An 18,813-nucleotide genomic window follows, 5' to 3' on the forward strand; every position below is an offset into this window, starting at 1 on the left:
GGCTCTACCCCCCAGAGCCGGGCCAGTCGGCGACCCCCGCTCTCCCCCCCGGCGGGGGTCGCCCCCTTTCACCCGCCCCCGCCCCCGCCCCCCTTGGGGTTACCCGCCCCCCGCCCCCCCCTTGGGCGTGATCTTGCGAATTCTCGCGGCCGCCTCGTCTGGCCAGCCGAAATCCCTTCGCTGATCTTGCAGAAACTCGCAGACCTTAAGCCTGAGCTGCGCGAACCGCATCGGTGATCTTGCAGTACGGGCATGGCGGCGGGCTTATCCACAGAACGCGATTCGGCCCGTCGGTCGGCGGCTCCGGTCCCGGAAAGTTGGTCTCCCACGACAGACAGGGAGGCATGATGCAGCCACGGCCCTTGGCCATCACCGGTGACCGGGAACTACTCGACGACCTGCTGCGCATCGCGGCGGCAGCGGGCGTGGAGTTCGATGTGGTCCACACGCCGACCCGGGCCAGGCCGTACTGGAACCGGGCCCCGCTCGTGGTGGTGGGCGGCGATGCCGCCGAGGATCTCGCGGCCACCGGCCCCCCTCCCCGGCAGAACATCGTCCTCGTCACGCGAAGCGCCGCAGACCCAGACATGTGGCGCCGCTGTGTCGCGGTGGGCGCGCAGACCGTGCTGGAACTGCCCCAGGCGGAACGGCTGCTGGTCGAGGAACTGGGCGAGGTGGCCGAGCCGGCCATGAAGGCGGGCCTGGTGGTCTGCGTCGTCGGCGGCAGGGGCGGTGTGGGCGCCACGTTGCTGGCGGCGTCCCTCGCGCTGACCGCCTCGCGTGGCGGGTTGCGCACGCTGCTGGTCGATGCCGACCCGCTGGGCGGCGGCATCGACGTCGTCCTCGGTCAGGAGGAGGCCACGGGCGCCAGATGGCCGGACATCGCCGGCCGGGAAGGGAGGGTGAGCTTCGCCGCCCTCCAGGACGCGCTGCCCACGTTCGGCGAGCTCACCGTGCTGTCCTGGCATCGCGGGGAGCCGGAGCGGGTGCCGCGAGAGGCGATGCGGGCCGTGCTCGACGCGGCGCGGCGCGGCTGCGACCTGGTCATCGTCGACCTGCCTCGCCACGTGGCGGAGGACGACGGTGTCGCGGAGGCCCTGGCCCGAGCCGCTATGACACTGGTCGTGGTGCAGGCCGACCTGAGGGGAGCGCTCGCGGCCGCGCAGACCCTCGCCCTGCTGCGCCGCCACACCGGGGAACTGCGCGCGGTCGTACGCCCGGGCGGCATCGACCCCGAGGTGATCCGCGCCTCCCTCGACATCCCCTGCATGGGGGTGCTTCCTGAGCTTCGCGGCCTGGTCGCGACCCTCGACCGTGGTGATCCGCCGCCGCTCGGCCGCGCACCCCTCGGCCGGTTCTGCTCCGATCTGCTGACCGGGTTGAGGGAGGCCGCGTGAGTAGACCAGCCGACGGCCCGGCGAGCCCGCCGGCACCGCCCGGCCGACCCGCCCTCCAGCCGATGCCCGCCGAACTGGTCGAGGCCGTGCGGGTACGGCTCTCGCTGGCCGGGGCCCCGCCCACGGCGGCGCAGGTGGCCGCGGCCCTGCGGGCAGAACGGGCGGTCCTGGGCGATGCCGAGGTGCTGGCCATCGCGCGGACCCTGCGTGCCGACCTCATCGGCGTCGGCCCGCTCGAGGGGCTTCTGACCCAGCCCGGGGTGACCGACGTGCTGGTGAACGGACCGGCCGAGGTGTGGATCGACGACGGTCACGGTCTGCGCAGGACGTCGGTGACCTTTTCCGCCGACGATGAGGTGCGACGGCTCGCCCAACGCCTGGCGGCCGCGGCCGGGCGGCGTCTGGACGACGCGTGCCCCTACGTGGACGCGCGACTTGCGGGCGGGGTGCGGCTGCACGCCGTACTGCCGCCGATCGCGCCGGGGGGCACCTGCCTGTCGCTCCGCCTGCCGCCTCGGCGTACTTTCGAGATCGAGGAGCTCGTGCCGGGTGTCGGAGCGGCCGTGCTCACCGCCATCATGACCGCCCGGCTGGCCTTCCTCGTGACAGGCGGAACAGGCACGGGGAAGACGACGCTCCTTTCCGCGATGCTCTCGCGGGCCGGCCAGGGCGAGCGGCTGCTGCTGGTCGAGGACTCCGCCGAGCTCAACCCCAGGCATCCGCACGTCGTGCGCCTGGAAGCCCGGCCGCCCAACCTGGAGGGCGCGGGCGGTGTCGGTCTTCGTGATCTCGTACGGCAGGCCCTGCGTATGCGTCCAGACCGTCTCGTCGTGGGAGAAGTACGCGGCCGCGAAGTGATCGATCTGATGAGTGCCCTGAACACGGGGCATGAGGGAGGCTGCGGGACGCTGCACGCCAACAACGCTGCCGACGTGCCCGCCCGGCTCGAGGCCCTCGCTTGCGCGGCAGGTCTGTCCCGCGAGGCGGTGCACAGCCAGATCGCCGCCGCTCTCGACGTCGTCGTGCATCTCGTCCGGCTCCCCGGCGGGCCGCGCCGCGTGGCGGAGATCTGCCTCCTGGAGCGTGAACCGTCCGGTCTGGTGGCGGCGGTGCCCGCGCTCGTCTTCTCCCCCGGCGGAGATGTCATGCCCGGGCCCGCCCTGGCCGCCCTCACGTCCCGGTGCCCGCAGTTGGAGGAGACATGGACGCACTAGCCGTGCTGGCGGCGGGAGTCGCCGCCTGGGTGTGGACCGGCCCGGACGGAGCCTATGCCAGGGCGGCCTGTCTGCTGGTGCCGTGGGGCCACGGGTCGCTCCGGCGGAGACGGACGGCGTGGCCGCGGTGGAGACGGCACCGGGCCGGAGCGGCGCGCGCGGCGGCGTGGCGGGCGGCGTCCATCGAGCTGTGCCAGGGTGTCGTGGCCGAGCTCTCGGCCGGCCGCACCGCCGGGGATGCGCTCGCACGGGCCGTCGCAGCGGTCAGCCCGCCGGACCCGGCGGCTCTCGCACCGGTCGCCGTGGTCGCTCGTGACGGCGGCGATGTGGCCGCGGCCCTGATGCGTGCCGCACCCGCCGGCGGCGGGGAGGGGCTGATGCGGCTGGCCGCCTGCTGGCGGGTGAGCGTGGTGGTGGGCGGCGGTCTGGCAGGGCTCATCGAACGGGTGACCGTGTCGCTCCGCGATGCCGAGGCGCACCGGCTCGACCTGGCGGCCCAGCTCGCCGGGCCTCGCGCGACCGCCCGGATGCTGGCGGTGCTGCCGGTCCTCGGTCTGCTCATGGGCGCAGCCCTCGGCATGGACCCGCTGTCCTTCCTGCTGGGCGGCCCGGCTGGATTCGCCTGCCTGCTCGTCGGACTGGTGCTCGACGTGGCGGGCGTCTGGTGGACGCACCGCCTGGTCGCGCGGGCGGAGAGCACGGAATCCGCCCGGAGCGCGCCGGATTCCCGCGCGAGGAGCCGGGGGTCCGGCGGGGACAGGGTCCCCGGAGGGCAGGGGGCGAGCGGGGGTATGACGCCGATGGAGCGAAGACGGAGAGTGGATCGAGCATGGCCGTGACGGCGGTGACGGCGGTCGTCCTCATCGGACTCGCCGCCTGGACCTGGGCGTCGGCGCGGTCACCCGCGGATCGGTTCCTCTCGGTGACCAGGGAGGCGGAAACCGCCGATGAGATGTCAGGGACGCCCGCGCGGGCCCGCGGGGCGGGGCCGATGCTCGCCGTTTCCGCGGGGCTCGCCGGTTTTCTCATCGTGGGCGGGTACGCCGGGCTGGTCGTGGGCGGGCTGTCCGCCTGCTGTGCGCTCGTGGTGGCGGCGAGACGGGAGCCGGCCGAACTGCGCCGCCGCCGTGAGCGGATGGCGGAAGATCTTCCCTTCGCCGCCGACCTGATGGTCGCCTGCCTGCGGGCCGGCCGGCCGCTGACCGGTGCCGTCGAGACCGCGGCCGAGGCCGTCGGCGGCCCCCTTGGAGAACGTCTGGCGTGGGTGGGCGCGCAGATGCGGCTCGGGGCTTATCCGGAAACGGCCTGGGCCGCTCTCGCGGCCGAGCCGCCGCTCGCCGCGCTCGCACGGACGATGAGCAGGGCGGCACAGAGCGGAGCGCCGGTCGCCGACGTGCTGCTTCGGCTCGCGGACGACGCCCGCCGGGCGGCGCGTGCGGCCTCCTCCGCCGCGGCCAGAAGGGCGGGCGTCCAGGTCGTGGCGCCTCTCGGGCTGTGCTTCCTGCCCGCTTTCGTGTTCCTGGGAATCGTTCCCGTGGTCGCGGGTCTGGCCGCCCAGATCTTGCTACCGTGATCGCTGTTTCCTGTGGACAAAGTTATCCACAATTGTGGAAATCTTGGCGTCACCTGTGCGCAGAAGCGGCTCTCCCGCTGAAGTTATCCACAATTTGCTGGTTATCCACAGAGTGCCGTTCGCCTGCCCCGCGGGTAGCCGCAATCCCGCACCCTGGGCTCGGCGGGGCGGAAGGGCCGCCCCAGAGCCTTCGGGAGGATCGATGGTGGAGTGGACGGCCGATCCGGCCGCGACTGTTTCTCGAATCGGCGTCACGGCGTCCGGAGGTGGCGGCAGAGCGTCCGGGGGCGATGTCCCGCCGGCCGCGGGCGGTGGCACACCCCTGGCAGACCTGGAAGCGCCGGAGACGGCCGCGGTGCCGCGCTCGCAGTCATGGCTTCGGCGGCGTAGCCGCTCGGTGCGCGGACGCGTCCGGTCGGCGATGCTACGGATGGCCCTGTTCGCCCGGACGAGGGCCGAGGCGGGCATGTCGACGGCGGAGTACGCCGTGGGGACGATCGCCGCCTGCGGGTTCGCTGCCCTGCTCTGGAAGATCCTCACCAGCGGGGAGGTCAAATCCATGCTGTCCGCGCTCGTTCAGAAGGCGCTCAAGCTGGCCGGATGATGGCGCGGACGATGCAGGGCGGGCGGCGGGCCGGGCCACGGGAACATGGATCGGCCACGGCCGAGACGGCGGTCGTGCTTCCGGTCCTCGTGATGGTGCTCGCCGCCGCGCTCTGGGCGATCACGGTGGTCGGCGCTCAGCTGCGATGCGTGGACGCGGCCCGGACGGGTGCTCGGGCCGCGGCCCGCGGCGAGGCCCTGGACGCCGTACGACTGGAGGTGCTTCGGGCGGCTCCGGCGGGATCCCGTGTCGTGGTCGACCCGGGACCGGAGGTCACCCGGGTGGACGTCTCGGTTCGGGTCCGGCCGCCATGGAAGTCGGGGTTCGGTTCCGTGGAGGTCACGGCTTCGGCCGCTTCGGCCACAGAGAGCGGGGTGTTCCAATGACGGAGATCGGGACGGCGCCTCGCGCGGAGCGTGGGTCGGCGACGGTCTGGGCCGTCGCCATGATGGCGCTCATCTGCGTGGCGGCCCTGGTCGTCGTCCAGATCGGAGCCGCCGCCGTGGCCCGGCATCGGGCGCGGAGCGCGGCCGACCTCAGCGCGCTCGCCGCCGCCTCCTGGATGTTCGCCGAGCCGGGCCGGGCCTGTGAACGGGCGCGGACGGTCGCGATGGTCAACGGCGCCCGGCTGAGGTCGTGTTCGTTGTCCGACGGGGTCGCCGCCGTCTCGGTCGTGGTGGCGATCACCCTCCCGCTCGCCGGGAATCGTACGGCGACGGGGACCGCCCGGGCGGGGCCGGTCAGCGTCGTGGCGCGGTCTGTCGCGATAAGATCACGACCTCTTGGACAATGCGTCCAAGATTGGACTGCTGGACTAGGCTCCGCCCCGGCCGCGCGCACTCCCCCGGGCGGAGGGCGGGCGGCTCCGCAGGAAGGGGTGCGCCGTGACCACGGTTAGCAGGCTGGCCGCCGCGGCGGTGTTCGCGTCGCTCGTGGTGACGTCCGCTCTCGTCGTCGGCGCCGCACCCGCGAGAGCCGGGGACGGCGAGATCCTTTCTCCGGCCGACGGGGAGGTCATCAGCTCGGTCGGGCCGGTGACCGTTTCGGCCAAGACCGACTGGTACCAGATCAAAATGGCCCTGTACGTCGAGGGGCCGTCGGTACCTCGTCAGAAGATTGGCTCAGCGGGCGGCAACCAGACGATCACCGGCTCCTTCGACCCGGGGAACGCTCCGAACGGGGCTTTCATGGTGACGCTGGCCGGAGAGATCACGAAGAAGACCTACACGACATCGACGTTCATGCTCAGCCGCCCGCCTGAGGCTCCGTCCGGAGTGGCCGTCCGGCTCAAGGACGTATCCACGGTCGTCGTGAGGTGGGCCAGGGGGAACGAGCCCGACCTGGTGTCCTACGAGGTGACCTCGCGGGAGGCGGGTGAAACGGCCTCGGTCGATGTGGCGGCCGCGTGCGCGAGTTCACTCTGCCAGGCGAGCCTGCCGCTGTCCGGCAGGGCGGCCGGCCGGAAGGTCGACGTCTCCGTACGGGCGTTCCGTTCCGACGGCGGGGGCGGCACCATCAGGTCGTCCCTCTCGGGGACGGCCTTCGTGGGCGTGCCGGCGGCCAGGTCGACTCCGTCTCCGTCTCCGAAGCCCGATGAGAGGGCGCCCGGACGGGAGCGGGCGCCGGCGCCGCGGGAATACGCGACCGCCAGGCCTCCGTCGACCGCGAGCCCTCCCGCGACCGTGCCTGAGAACGCGGTGCCCACGCTGCCCAACGGCCCCGAGAAGGAGCGCAGACCGCCGGACGCGCGCAGAAGCGGTGACGGTCAGAGCGAGCCGGAAATGGCACTGAGAGAGGAGCCGGTCCCGCAGGCGACGGACCTGTTCGCGGCGGACGCCCGGTCGTCCGGCTCGCCATCCGGTGGGTTGAACTACGGGATCTACATCGCGGCGGCGGTCGCCCTGCTCCTCATCGGGGCGTACATGGGCGCGTGGTTCCACCGCAGGCGTGCCGCCGCCTCCGGGGAGCCGGTGACCGCGGCAGGGCCGGGAACCGCGCGGGCGCCGAGTGAGGGCGCGGCGAGGGGCTTCCATCCCGGCCAGGTCGGCCCCGAAACGATCCCTCCGGGCCCGGCCGCCCCCGAAACGATTCCTCCCGGCCCGGCCGCCCCCGAATCGACCGTTCACGATCCCGTCCGCCCCGCCCCGGGTGGATTCGATCCGGTCGGGCCCGGCTCGGCCAGACCCGATCCGGCCAGATCTCATCCGGCGGCCCCTGGCTCGGCCGTGCTCGGTCGCGACGCCTTCGAAACGGCCGCCCTCCGGTCGGGGGGTGTCGATCCCCGGCCCGGCTCTGTCACCGGTCCTCCGGGCGGGCTGGTGCTGTCCAACAGCGGCGGCCCTCCGCCCGATCGGCTGCCGCCCCGGCCCTATGCCCTGGGCGGCGACGCTCTGGGGGAGAGGCCACGGCAGCCGGAGCCCGATTACTGGGTGACGGACGAGGAGGACGGCGGAGACCCCGCGTACGAGAGCCGTCGCGACGGCGACCCCTGATGTCGGCTCAGACGCTCCCCAGCAGCACGTCGAGAAGGCGGAGGGCGCCGGCCTTGTCGAGCGGTTCGTTGCCGTTGCCGCACTTCGGGGATTGGATGCAGGACGGGCAGCCGTGGTCGCACTCGCAGGAGGCGATGGCGTCCCTGGTGGCGGCGAGCCACTCCGAGGCCCTGGCGTAACCACGCTCGGCGAAGCCGGCTCCGCCGTCGTGGCCGTCGTAGACGAACACCGTGAGCAGGCCCGTGTCGGGGTGGAGCTCGGTGGAGACCCCGCCGATGTCCCACCGGTCGCAGGTCGCGAAGAGCGGCAGCAGACCGATGGCGGCGTGCTCGGCCGCGTGGGCGCAGCCGCCGAGGTCGACGGGCCCGCCTGCCGGAGAGCTGACCACCGAGGTCAGCGCTGAGCCGGGCAGCGTCCACCAGACGGCCCGCGTGCGCAGGGTGCGCGGCGGCAGGTCGAGGGGCTCCTCACCCAGGACCTCCCCGGTCTGGGTGCGGCGCTTCAGGTACGAGACCACCTGCCGGGTGACCTCGACCGAGCCGAAGTGCAGCTCGCCCGGTCCGAAAGGCCGGGATCTCAGCGACTCGATGACCCGGATGTCGGTCACGTCACGTGCGAATGTGGAGTAGTCGGGTTCGGCCGCTGAAACCAGCGCGACCCCGGCGTCGAGATCGAGCAGATCGACCACGAAGGTTTCGCTCTGGTGCAGGTAGACCGCGCCCGCGTGCACCATAGAGTGGGCCGAAGGCTCGTCCACGCTGCCCAGCAGCCGCCCGGTGGCGGCCTCCACGACCTGGACCGGGACGCCGCCCGAGCCCCTGATGTCGGCGAGGTCGGTGGCGCGCTCCCGGCTGGTCCAGAACCAGCCGGCGGCCCGCCTGCGCAGCAGTCCTCGGCCGACCAGCTCGTCGAGCACCTCCGCCGCCGCCGGTCCGAAGATCTCCAGGTCGGCGGGCGTCAACGGGATCTCGGCGGCGGCGGCGCACAGGTGCGGCGCCAGCACGTACGGATTGTCCGGGTCGAGGACGACCGCCTCCACGGGCCGCCCGAACAACGCCTGGGGATGATGGACGAGATAGGTGTCCAGTGGGTCGTCGCGGGCGATCAGTACGGCCAGCGCGTCCTGCCCGGCCCGTCCGGCGCGGCCGGCCTGCTGCCAGAGCGAGGCCCGCGTGCCGGGCCATCCGGCGATGAGCACGGCATCGAGCCCGGACACGTCCACGCCGAGTTCCAGCGCGTTCGTGGTCGCCAGCCCGGTCAGCGCTCCGGATCGCAGCGCCTTTTCGAGCGCGCGGCGGTCGTCGGCCAGATAGCCCGCCCGGTAGGCCGCCACCCGGTCGGCGGCCGGATCGGGTCGCCAGGGCTCGGGGTCGGCCTCCTCCAGGTTCCTCCTGGCGGTGAGGGCGACGGTCTCGGCGGCGCGCCGCGACCGGACGAAGACGAGCGTGCGGACGTTCTCGATGACCAGGTCGGTCAGGAGGTCGGCCGCCTCGGCGGTGGCCGTGCGGCGTACGGGAGCGCCTCCCTCACCGCGCATATCGGTCAGGGGCGGCTCCCACAGCGCGAACGTGGTCGAACCCCGGGGGGAGGCGTCCGCGGTCACCTCGGCCATTTCCAGGCCCGTGAGGCGTGCTCCTGCCACCGCAGGGTCGCTCGCGGTCGCCGACGCGAGCAGAAACACCGGGTTCGTCCCGTACCTGGCGCAGATCCGGCGGAGCCGGCGCAGGATCTGTGCGACGTGTGACCCGAAAACGCCCCGGTAGCCGTGGCACTCGTCCACGACCACGAGCCGGAGCCGCCGCCAGAACGAGGACCAGGACTGGTGCCGGGGCAGCATCGATCGGTGCAGCATGTCCGGATTTGTCAGGACGTAGTTGGCGTTCTGGCGGACCCATCGGCGTTCTTCCATCGGGGTGTCCCCGTCGAAGGTCGCGGCCCTCACCTCGGTCAGGCGCAGTTTCTGGACGGCCCTGACCTGGTCGGCGGCGAGCGCCTTGGTGGGGGTCAGATAGAGCACGGTGCCGCCGGAGAAGATCTCCGCGACCGCCGGGACCAGGTAGGCCAGCGTCTTCCCGGAGGCCGTACCCGTCGCGAGGATCACGTTTTGGCCACGGTGAACGTGCTCTGCGGCGGCGAACTGATGCTCCCACAGGCCGGAGACGCCCTGGTCCTCCAGCTGTGCGACCAGGGGTTTCGGCGCCCAGTCCGGCCACCGGACCTGACCTGCCTGACGTGCGGGGACGTGCTCCACGTGGGTCACGCGTTGTCGGCGCGCGGAAACTGCGAGCAAGCTGGTGAGAAGGGTGCCTGTTCGCTGGGTATAGGAAGAAGTCGGAGTCACTGGTTTCCAGTTTGGCATCTCTGGGGAGAGTCGCCCAGGAGTCGTGATTTCGTATAGACACGGAGTCGGGGCGTGGTTGAATGCCGCGCGTCGGGGTCGTGGGTCCTGGAACCGCCGGGACCGGTCGGCCCCCATCGAGACGAACGCACGTAAGGCGCTGGAGGATCTGTGGATCTGAAGTTGGACCACCATTCCGAGGACAATCTCACCATCGTCGATGTCGAGGGTGAGATCGACGTCTACACCGCGCCCAGACTGCGTGAGCTGCTGATCGATCTGGTCAACAAGGGCAACTTCCACCTGCTCGTGAACATGGAGAAGGTGGACTTCCTCGACTCGACCGGCCTCGGAGTGCTGGTCGGTGGGCTCAAGCGGGTGCGGGCGCATGATGGATCGCTGGAGCTCGTCTGCACCCAGGAGCGCATTCTGAAGATCTTCCGTATCACCGGTCTGACCAAGGTCTTCGGAATCTACTCCTCTGTAGACGAGGCCAAGGAAACGCACGGCCGGGACAAGTGACGGCGCAGGAGCCTGCGACATGGCCACCGTCGAGCTGACGTTCAGTGCTCTGCCCGCCCATGTGCGTACGGCACGGCTGGTCGCCACGGCGATCGCCAGACGCACCGGGGTGGACGAGGCGATCTTGGACGAGGTGCGGCTCGCCGTCGGAGAGGCGTGCTCGCGGGCAGTGGAGGCGCATCGCCTGCATTGTCCGGACGAGCCTGTGCGCATCGAGTTGCGCGATGACGAGGGACGCTTCGAGGTGACCGTCACCGACGCCGCCCCGAGCGACGACGTGGCGCCGCGTGTTCTCGCGGCGAACGGCAACCCCATGCCCGAGATGGCCGGTCTCGGGCTCGCGGTCATCGCGGGACTGGCAGACGACGTCGAGGTGCTCCCCGGGCCCAAGGGCATGTGCATTCGGATGAGTTGGCCGGCGTCCTCCGACGGGGTCACCGCCACCGCCTGACCGGGAATCCGGGCGCCGTCTTGTGGGATGGCGCCCGGTTTTGGCGTGTCCGGGTACATTTGGGGCATCTGCAAACGCCATTCCGGCAGGCCGTACGGTCAGGGGATCCGCGTCCTGACCAGTCAGGTCAAGAGACCGACAAAACCCGGCAAATGTTGTTTCATTACTGGACGAGGTCTCGGCTACCGTGTAGGGGGGCCTTCATATCCGCGGCCTCGCTGCGTAGACTCCCGGCACCGGCCAAGGTATTGCGGATGCAACCGGAAGCGGCATTGCCAACCACCCGGATGTGCGCCGTAAAGGCCAGACAACATCGCAGCGCCTCCGGGCAGGAACCGAACCCCGTCTGGCCGAGGAGGACGGATGTCTGCCTACCAAGCCGCTGGCGAAGGCGCAGCGGTGGCTCTTAATGGATCTCATCTCACACTGGTCGTCGTGGTCGCCGCGGTGGCCCTCCTGGCCCTGGCCGTCGCCGGAGGCCTTGTACGGGAGGTGCTCGCCGCTGGACAGGGCACCGAACGAATGCAGAACATCGCGCGAGCCGTGCAGCAGGGAGCGGCCGCCTACCTGGCGCGCCAGTTCCGCACGCTCGCCGCGTTCGTCGTCATCATTCCCCTGCTGCTTCTGCTGCTGCCCGCCGAGTCGACGGGCGAGCGGATCGGCCGCTCGGTCTTCTTCGTGGTCGGCGCGGTGTTCTCCGCGCTGACCGGCTTCATCGGCATGTGGCTGGCGGTACGCGGTAACGTACGGGTCGCCTCGGCCGCCCGTGAGGCCGGCGAGAAGGTCGCCATGCGGATCGCGTTCCGCACCGGCGGCGTCGCGGGCATGTTCACGGTCGGCCTGGGCCTGCTGGGCGCGGCCATCGTCGTGCTCGTCTACAAGGGCGACGCGCCGAGAGTCCTCGAAGGATTCGGCTTCGGCGCCGCGCTGCTCGCGATGTTCATGCGGGTCGGCGGCGGCATCTTCACCAAGGCGGCGGACGTGGGCGCCGACCTGGTCGGCAAGGTCGAGCAGGGCATCCCCGAGGACGACCCGCGCAACGCGGCCACCATCGCCGACAACGTGGGCGACAACGTCGGAGACTGCGCCGGCATGGCGGCCGACCTGTTCGAGTCGTACGCCGTCATGCTCGTCGCGAGCCTGATCCTCGGCAAGGCGGCCTTCGGCACCGAGGGACTGGTCTTCCCGCTGATCGTCCCGATGATCGGTGTCATCACCGCGATCATCGGCATCTTCACCACCGCGCCGCGCAGCCGCGACCGCTCCGGCATGTCCGCCATCAACCGCGGCTTCTTCATCTCGGCGGCCATCTCGGCGATCCTGGTGGCGGCCGCCGCCTTCGCCTACCTGCCGGCGACCTTCGCCGAGCTGTCCGGTGTGAGCCAGGAGATCGCCGCGGTCACCTCCGACCCGCGCCTGATCGCCATCGGCGCCGTGCTCATCGGCCTGGTCCTGGCCAGCGCGATCCAGATCCTCACCGGCTACTTCACCGAGACGAACCGCCGCCCGGTGAAGGAGATCGGCGAGAGCTCCCTGACCGGTGCGGCGACCGTCATCCTGTCCGGCATCTCGGTCGGCCTGGAGTCCGCCGTCTACTCGGCGCTGCTGATCGGTGGCGCGGTCTACGGGGCGTTCCTGCTCGGCTTCGGCAACGTCACCATCGCCCTGTTCGCGGTCGCGCTCGCCGGCACCGGCCTGCTGACCACGGTCGGCGTCATCGTGTCCATGGACACCTTCGGCCCGGTCGCCGACAACGCCCAGGGCATCGCGGAGATGTCCGGCGACGTCGAGGGCGAGGGCGCCCGTGTGCTCAACTCGCTGGACGCGGTGGGCAACACCACCAAGGCCATCACCAAGGGCATCGCGATCGCCACGGCCGTGCTGGCGGCCACCGCCCTGTTCGGCGCGTTCCGTACCGCGGTGGAGGGCGAACTCGATCGGGCGACGCAGGGCGTCAAGGACGTGCTCGGCTCGTTCGCCGACTTCAGCCTGTCGGTGGACGCGCCGAATGTGCTGGTCGGCCTGGTCGTCGGCGCGGCCGTGGTGTTCCTCTTCTCGGCCCTGGCGATCAGCGCGGTCGGCCGCGCCGCCGGCCGGGTGGTCTACGAGGTGCGCGAGCAGTTCCGCACCAAGCCCGGGATCATGGACGGCAGCGAGCTGCCCGACTACGGCCGGGTGGTCGACATCTGCACGCGTGACTCCCTGCGCGAGCTGGCCACGCCCGGCCTCCTCGCGGTGCTGACGCCGATCGCGGTCGGCTTCGCACTCGGGTACGCCCCGCTGGGCGCCTTCCTCGCCGGCGCCATCGCCGCCGGTACGCTGATGGCGGTCTTCCTGGCCAACTCCGGTGGCGCCTGGGACAACGCCAAGAAGCTCGTCGAGGACGGCCACCACGGCGGCAAGGGCTCCGAGGCCCACGCCGCCACGGTGATCGGCGACACCGTCGGCGACCCGTTCAAGGACACCGCCGGTCCGGCGATCAACCCCCTGATCAAGGTCATGAACCTGGTCGCGCTGCTCATCGCCCCGGCCGTCGTCACCTACGCCGACAACGTCGCGGTCCGCGTGAGCGCGACCGTCGTCGCGGTCGTGATCGTGGTGGCCGCTGTCGTCATCTCCAAGCGGCGCTCCAGCGGCATCGCCCCCTCTGATGAGGGCGACCGCGAGAGCCGCGCATCGGAGGCCGTCGCGGGCTGATCGTCCCGCCCGAACGGCAGACCGACGTAAAGGTCCCCCGCTCCCGGAGCGGGGGACCTTTCTTCCCGGGGAGTGTCCGGCAGGTCATGCCCTGCTCACGTTGCGGTCCGTACGGCGTCTCGCCGTGCCGGACTCGCCTCGCCCGGGGCCCGGAACTTCCGCGAGGCCCGGGGCTCCGGGCCCCGCTACGACCTCCTCCGCGGTTCGCCGTGCCCACGCCCGCTACGGGCGGCGTCTGTCAGCACTCCTAGACTGGACCGCTATGGACAAGCCGAACGGCGCGCGGACTCTGGGGCTGATCCTGCTCACCATGGCGGTGATGTTCGCGGTGATAATCGGCCTCGCCGTCTGGGCGGCCGGATGAGCGGGACCGGCAGCGGCGGCGCGGTGAAGACGCTCGTCGTGGTGCGACACGCCGAGGCCGGCCACGTTCCCGGCCTGCCGGACCGGGAACGCCCGCTCACCGACGAGGGTGAGCACGACGCCCGCGCGGCAGGGGAGATCATCGGACGGCTGAGGCCGGACCTGGTGGTCTGCTCGCCCGCGGTGCGCACTCTGCGGACCGCCGAGCTGCTGGGTCTCGACGCGCCGGTAGAGACCGAGCGGGAGATCTGGGAGGCGTACCCGGAGGAACTGCTCGACCTGCTGCGCCGTACGGATCCGGACGTGCGCACGCTCGTCCTGGTCGGGCACAACCCGGGTGTGCACCGGCTCCTGCTGGGCCTCATCGGCACGGCGGACGGCGATTTCCCACCCGGGTTCCCGCCGGGGACCGCGGCCGTGATCCGGCTCCCCGGTCCCTGGGCCGAGGCCGACTTCGGCACGGGCCGGCTGATCGACCTGTGCCTACCTCGGCGGTCGCAGGGGGAGACGATCTGAGGGGATTCAGACCGGCATGCCGTCTTCGGCGTCGGCGGCCTCGACCTCCTCGCGCGAGATGCCGAGCAGGTAGAGGATCGAGTCGAGGTAGGGGACGTTGAGCGCGGTGTCCGCCGCCTCCCGTACGACCGGCTTGGCGTTGAAGGCGATGCCGAGACCGGCCGCGGCCAGCATGTCGAGGTCGTTGGCTCCGTCGCCGACCGCCACGGTCTGGCTGAGCGGGATGTTCGACTCGGCGGCGAAGCGCTCCAGCGCGCGGGCCTTGCCCGGCCGATCGACGATCTCGCCGACGACCCGGCCGGTGAGCCTGCCGTCGACGACCTCCAGCGTGTTGGCGGCGGAGTAGTCGAGGCCCAGGTCCTGCACGAGCATGTCGGTGATCTGGGTGAAGCCGCCGCTGACGACCGCGAAGCGGTAGTCGAGACGCTTGAGGGTCCGTACGAGCGTGCGCGCTCCCGGCGTCAGCACCAGCTCCTTGGCGACCTTCTCGAAGATCTCGTCGGACAGTCCTTCCAGCAGGGAGACCCGCCTGACCAGCGACTGGGCGAAGTCGAGCTCGCCCCGCATGGCCTCCTCGGTCACCCGGGACACCTCGTCGAGACAGCCGGCGTGCTTGGCCAGCAGTTCGATGACCTCGTTCTGGATGAGGGTCGAGTCGACGTCCATGACGATGAGCCGTTTGGCGCGGCGGTGCAGGCCGCTGCGCTGGACGGCCACGTCCACCTGCTGTACGGCTGCCTCGGCCGCCAGCGCCACCCGCATGGCCTGCGAGTCCGCGCCGGAGACCGCCATCTCGATGCAGGTCACCGGGTAGCTCGACAGCCGCTCGATCCGGTCGATGTTGGCGCCGCACGCGGCTATCCGCCCGGTGATCCCGGCCATCGCCGCGGGCAGTAGGGGTGCGCCCAGCACGGTGACGTGGAGACGGCCGCGGCGGCGGCGTTTCTCCTTGGATGTCGTGCCCGACGCGATCTCCACGTCCATGTCGAGGTCGGCGGCCACCTGCTCGACGGCCGTCCACAGGCCGCCGATGGTGCCGCCGGTGCCGGTGGGCGGGCCCCCGGCGTACGCGACCAGCACGCCGAGGGTGAGGCGGCCGCGGATGACGACCTGCTCCACGTCGGCTACGGTCACGGGAAATGCGGTCAGTACGGCGAAGAGCCGTGAGGTGACGCCGGGGCGATCCGGACCCGTCAGTGTGATCAGGAGCGTGCGCTGGTTCACGTTGTTTGAGGTTACTGTGCGGGCATTCATGACCGTACAGCAGGTGCCCGAACCGCCCGGCGTCAGGACGTCGTCCACGCCGTTCGGCTACTTCACGACCTTGGTCGTGACCTTCTTGCCGTAGAACCAGCTCTTGTAGCCGAGTTCCTTCAGCGCCCGGGGGTCGAGGTTCTCCGCACCGGTCGGCACGTCGAAGACGATCGCCCCGAGGGTGGCCACCGCCTTGCCGCGGTAGCCCTTCTTCATCTGGATCGTGAGGTTGAGCCAGTCGTATTCGCCGACGTCGAGGACGTACGGGCTCCAGCAGACGACCGCACGACCTTCGATCGCACAGGTCGAGTCCTTGGGACCGGAGTACCAGATCTTCTTGACCCCCTTGGGCAGGATTCCGGTCATCCAGTAGTAGTCGGCGTGGTACGGCCCGGTGTTGACCGCGCGGATCTTATATGTGATCTTTCTGTTGACCTTGACGGTCTTGGGGTGGCTCACCTTGACCTTGAAAACGGAGTAGGGGTCGTCGAGCTTCGCGGTCACGGCTCGCGTCGCGGCAGGCGCGGCGGGAGCGGCCGAGGCGGCGGGTGCGGCGGTGAGGAACACGGCGCCCGCGAGCGGGGCGGCCAAGGCGATCTTGGCTATTTTGCCGATCGGGTTGAGCATGTGCGGCTTGTCTCCCTGAAACAAGGGGGAGCTGATGAACCCCCGTAAAAGGGGATTTTTACCATCTTTTTGCTCGGACCGGAAACGTATTTCCGATGCAGTTCTCGGGTAGCCGGATATCGGACGATCGTGCTTTCTTGGGACATAGGTCCGTACCTTCCAGGCGTTCTCGGGGACTTGACCGCGAAGAGGATTTCGTCCGTCCTGGTCTTGAGGTCGCTGACCGGCTTGACCTTGCAGGACGGCACCGTGGGCCCCGGCGGGTGGCAGTGGTGATCACGATCCATGGCGGACCACCGGCCGAGGCGCCCGGCCGCCGCCTCAGGCCAGCAGTTTCACGATCGCGGCGACCCCGACGACGACGATGAAGCCGCGCAGGACCATCGGGGGGAGCCGGCGGCCCAGCCGCGCGCCGAGGAAGCCGCCGACGGCCGTGCCGAGCGCCACCATCAGCACGGCCGTCCAGTCCACCGGTGCGATCAGCACGAACAGCACTGCGGCGGTGCTGTTGACGAGCAGCGAGAGCATGTTCTTCGCCGCGTTGATCCGCTGGAGGTCCTCGTCGAGGAAGAGGCCGAGCAGCCCGATGAGCACGACTCCCTGGGCCGCGCCGAAATAGCCGCCGTACACGCCCGCCAAGAGCACGCTGAGCCACAGCCACGGCCCGCCGTGGGGGTGAACCCGAAGCCGGACCAGCCATCGGCTGAGCCTCGGCTGCGCCACGACCAGGACGCAGGCGAGGCCGATGAGCACGGGCACGATCACCTGGAAAGCCTTCTCCGGAAGGCACAGCAGCAGCACGCCGCCGACGACCGAGCCGATCACCGACGCCGTTCCCAGCCGGATCAGCCGGTCGCGCTGGCCCTTGAGCTCCGGCCGATAACCCATCACGCCGGTGACGCCGCCCGGCACCATGCCCACGTTGTTGGAGACATTGGCCACGATCGGCGGGAACCCCAGGGCCAGCAGCGTGGGAAACGTGATCAGTGACCCCGATCCCACTACGGCGTTGATGCCCCCGGCCCCTATTCCGGCCGCGAACACCGCGACCGCCTCCAACGGCGTCACTGGATTACTCCCTCATACGTCTTTTCCCGACTCTAGGGAAGCATCCGTACGAGAGGTCACTGTGGGCGGGCGTACCAGCGGCCCTCCCGGCCCCGGTCGACGATGAGGGGCACGCCGAAGGTCTGGGACAGGTTGTCGGGGGTCAGCACCGACTCGAGCGGTCCCTGGTCGACCACCGAGCCGTGCCGGAGCAGCAGCGCGTGGGTGAACCCCGCGGGGATCTCCTCGACGTGGTGGGTGACCAGCACCATCGTGGGGGACTTGGGGTCCTGGGCCAGTGCGCCCAGGCGGCGTACCAGATCCTCCCTGCCGCCCACGTCGAGTCCGGCGGCAGGCTCGTCGAGCAGCAGCAGTTCGGGGTCGGGCATCATGGCCCGGGCGATCTGCACGCGCTTGCGCTCGCCCTCGGACAGCGTGGCGAACCTGCGGCGGATCAGATGCGCGCAGCCGAACTGGTCGATGAGCTCGACGGCCCGGGTCACGTCGTGCGAGTCGTACTCCTCGGTCCACCGGCCGAGGATCGCGTACGACGCGGTCAGCACGAGATCGATGACCTTCTCGTCCGGCGGGATCCGTTCGGCGAGCGCGGTACTGGCCAGGCCGATCCTGGGCCGCAGCTCGAACACGTCGGTCTGGCCCAGCCGTTCTCCGAGGATCTCGACCGCGCCCTCGGACGGGTAGAGCAACGCCCCGGCCACCTGCAGCAGGGTCGTCTTCCCCGCACCGTTGGCACCGATGACGACCCAGCGCTCATCCTCCCGGACGCTCCAGTCGATGCCCCGCAGAAGGACGGCTCCGTCCCTGCGGACGGCCACGTCTTGAAACCGAAGCACCTGACCGCCCATGTGGTCCCCTTCCCAAGGTTCTTTGCCTAAAACTATGGCAGGTGAGCGCATATCGTGGATCGGGTGCGCATCGATTCACCGGTCTCCGCCACGCTGGTCTCCTGGGGCAACTCCTGGCTGGCCGGACATACCGGGCTGGACGACGCGGTGGACCGGCTGGAAGCCGCCGCCGGCCCCCAGGTGGCGGCCGCCGACACGGCGGCGGACGGGGGCGAGTGCACGCTCCGCGCGTTCCTCGCTGACCGGCGGATCGAGGGACTGTGCGCGCTGCGGCTGGCCCTGCCGGCGCCCGGTGATCCTCTGGGGCTCACCGGGCCCCCCGCGTTCAACGGCATCGCCATCGACGCGGGTCAGGCCGTGATAGCCGTACTGCCCGGCCGGTGCCTGGGCCTGGTTCCGGCCGCCGACCGGCGCGGCTCGTCCTACTCGGGGGTTCGCTGGACCGTCCACGAGGCATCCGCCGCGCCGCCCGACCTGCCGTCTCTGGCGGAGGCGGAACGGGCGCTCACCATCGCCATGCGGGCGGCCACCGACGCGCTGCTGGCCGTCGCGGGGCCGGCCCAGGGGCTGCCGCCGGCCGCCCGGGGCGAGGGCGACGCCGAGGCCATGCTGGCGCCCGGCTATCCCGGGCGGGCACACCGGGTCGGCGTCCTCGCCGCCCGGCTCGCCCTCGCGCTGCGGCTCGCCGACGAACGCGGGCTGACGGCCGGGCAGATGGCCGTACGCGGGAAGGCGCTGCGCGATCTCGACCGGGCCGTGCGGCGTGCCCGTGTCGCGGCCCACCACGCGATCATCCAGGTCTGAGCGAGGCGTGCCGTACCACCCAGACGTGGAACATCGGTCCCGGCGGCG

Annotated in this window: 18 protein-coding genes; 13 read left to right on the forward strand and 5 right to left on the reverse strand. The window is 71.1% G+C overall.

Annotated features, from left to right (window positions below; all coding sequences use genetic code 11):
• Window positions 1-344 precede the first annotated feature (344 nt).
• From ssd to ACQP1K_RS02445, 8 genes are all read left to right on the forward strand, one after another.
• Entirely contained in the window at window positions 345-1,397 is a 1,053-nt protein-coding gene (gene ssd, locus ACQP1K_RS02410) for a septum site-determining protein Ssd (RefSeq protein WP_433499231.1), read from the forward strand.
• 62 nt (window positions 1,398-1,459) lie between these two features.
• On the forward strand, window positions 1,460-2,611 hold the full coding sequence (locus ACQP1K_RS02415) for a TadA family conjugal transfer-associated ATPase (RefSeq protein ID WP_433501464.1): 1,152 nt from the start codon (window positions 1,460-1,462) through the stop codon (window positions 2,609-2,611).
• Window positions 2,599-3,450: a type II secretion system F family protein gene (locus ACQP1K_RS02420; RefSeq protein ID WP_433499232.1), complete on the forward strand. Its 852-nt coding sequence runs from the start codon at window positions 2,599-2,601 to the stop codon at window positions 3,448-3,450. Before ACQP1K_RS02415 ends, ACQP1K_RS02420 begins: the two co-directional genes overlap by 13 nt.
• Window positions 3,441-4,184: a type II secretion system F family protein gene (locus ACQP1K_RS02425; protein WP_433499233.1), complete on the forward strand. Its 744-nt coding sequence runs from the start codon at window positions 3,441-3,443 to the stop codon at window positions 4,182-4,184. The genes ACQP1K_RS02420 and ACQP1K_RS02425 overlap by 10 nt, the downstream gene beginning before the upstream one ends.
• Before the next feature lie 202 nt (window positions 4,185-4,386).
• The gene (locus ACQP1K_RS02430) at window positions 4,387-4,788 is read left to right on the forward strand and encodes a DUF4244 domain-containing protein (RefSeq protein ID WP_433499234.1); all 402 of its coding nucleotides are present in this window, start codon (window positions 4,387-4,389) and stop codon (window positions 4,786-4,788) included.
• The gene (locus tag ACQP1K_RS02435) at window positions 4,785-5,174 is read left to right on the forward strand and encodes a TadE family type IV pilus minor pilin (protein WP_433499235.1); all 390 of its coding nucleotides are present in this window, start codon (window positions 4,785-4,787) and stop codon (window positions 5,172-5,174) included. Before ACQP1K_RS02430 ends, ACQP1K_RS02435 begins: the two co-directional genes overlap by 4 nt.
• Window positions 5,171-5,686, forward strand: coding sequence for an Rv3654c family TadE-like protein (locus ACQP1K_RS02440; RefSeq protein WP_433499236.1), 516 nt, complete (start codon window positions 5,171-5,173; stop codon window positions 5,684-5,686). The genes ACQP1K_RS02435 and ACQP1K_RS02440 overlap by 4 nt, the downstream gene beginning before the upstream one ends.
• Entirely contained in the window at window positions 5,673-7,280 is a 1,608-nt protein-coding gene (locus ACQP1K_RS02445; RefSeq protein ID WP_433499237.1) for a hypothetical protein, read from the forward strand. The genes ACQP1K_RS02440 and ACQP1K_RS02445 overlap by 14 nt, the downstream gene beginning before the upstream one ends.
• Before the next feature lie 7 nt (window positions 7,281-7,287).
• Here ACQP1K_RS02445 and ACQP1K_RS02450 read toward each other — a convergent pair whose 3' ends face one another.
• Entirely contained in the window at window positions 7,288-9,639 is a 2,352-nt protein-coding gene (locus ACQP1K_RS02450) for a DEAD/DEAH box helicase (protein ID WP_433499238.1), read from the reverse strand.
• Window positions 9,640-9,789: 150 nt separating this feature from the next.
• Here ACQP1K_RS02450 and ACQP1K_RS02455 point away from each other — a divergent pair, with 150 nt between their 5' ends.
• The 4 genes from ACQP1K_RS02455 to ACQP1K_RS02470 all read left to right on the forward strand — a co-directional run bounded on the left by ACQP1K_RS02455 (window position 9,790) and on the right by ACQP1K_RS02470 (window position 14,167).
• Complete coding sequence (locus ACQP1K_RS02455; protein ID WP_433499239.1) at window positions 9,790-10,140, forward strand: STAS domain-containing protein; 351 nt, start codon at window positions 9,790-9,792, stop codon at window positions 10,138-10,140.
• A 19-nt stretch (window positions 10,141-10,159) separates the two neighbouring features.
• Complete coding sequence (locus ACQP1K_RS02460; protein ID WP_433499240.1) at window positions 10,160-10,591, forward strand: ATP-binding protein; 432 nt, start codon at window positions 10,160-10,162, stop codon at window positions 10,589-10,591.
• A gap of 363 nt (window positions 10,592-10,954) precedes the next feature.
• Window positions 10,955-13,288: a sodium-translocating pyrophosphatase gene (locus ACQP1K_RS02465; RefSeq protein WP_433499241.1), complete on the forward strand. Its 2,334-nt coding sequence runs from the start codon at window positions 10,955-10,957 to the stop codon at window positions 13,286-13,288.
• A gap of 360 nt (window positions 13,289-13,648) precedes the next feature.
• Complete coding sequence (locus ACQP1K_RS02470) at window positions 13,649-14,167, forward strand: SixA phosphatase family protein (RefSeq protein WP_433499242.1); 519 nt, start codon at window positions 13,649-13,651, stop codon at window positions 14,165-14,167.
• Between the two features lie 6 nt (window positions 14,168-14,173).
• On the opposite strand, the gene serB is transcribed toward ACQP1K_RS02470, so the two are convergent.
• From serB to ACQP1K_RS02490, 4 genes are all read right to left on the reverse strand, one after another.
• The gene (gene serB / locus ACQP1K_RS02475; protein WP_433499243.1) at window positions 14,174-15,391 is read right to left on the reverse strand and encodes a phosphoserine phosphatase SerB; all 1,218 of its coding nucleotides are present in this window, start codon (window positions 15,389-15,391) and stop codon (window positions 14,174-14,176) included.
• An 87-nt stretch (window positions 15,392-15,478) separates the two neighbouring features.
• Window positions 15,479-16,048 (reverse strand): hypothetical protein, encoded by a 570-nt coding sequence (locus ACQP1K_RS02480; RefSeq protein WP_433499244.1) that lies wholly within the window; start codon window positions 16,046-16,048, stop codon window positions 15,479-15,481.
• A gap of 321 nt (window positions 16,049-16,369) precedes the next feature.
• Window positions 16,370-17,116 carry a sulfite exporter TauE/SafE family protein gene (locus ACQP1K_RS02485; protein WP_433499245.1) on the reverse strand — a complete coding sequence of 249 codons (747 nt, stop codon included), beginning with the start codon at window positions 17,114-17,116 and terminating at the stop codon, window positions 16,370-16,372.
• 56 nt (window positions 17,117-17,172) lie between these two features.
• Window positions 17,173-17,961 (reverse strand): ABC transporter ATP-binding protein, encoded by a 789-nt coding sequence (locus ACQP1K_RS02490; RefSeq protein WP_433499246.1) that lies wholly within the window; start codon window positions 17,959-17,961, stop codon window positions 17,173-17,175.
• A 63-nt stretch (window positions 17,962-18,024) separates the two neighbouring features.
• On the opposite strand from ACQP1K_RS02490, the gene ACQP1K_RS02495 reads away from it, so the two are divergent.
• The gene (locus tag ACQP1K_RS02495) at window positions 18,025-18,765 is read left to right on the forward strand and encodes a hypothetical protein (RefSeq protein ID WP_433499247.1); all 741 of its coding nucleotides are present in this window, start codon (window positions 18,025-18,027) and stop codon (window positions 18,763-18,765) included.
• The last annotated feature ends 48 nt before the right edge of the window (window positions 18,766-18,813 follow it).

Origin of the sequence: Sphaerimonospora sp. CA-214678, assembly GCF_050942215.1 — a bacterium.
Lineage (GTDB): Bacteria > Actinomycetota > Actinomycetes > Streptosporangiales > Streptosporangiaceae > Sphaerimonospora.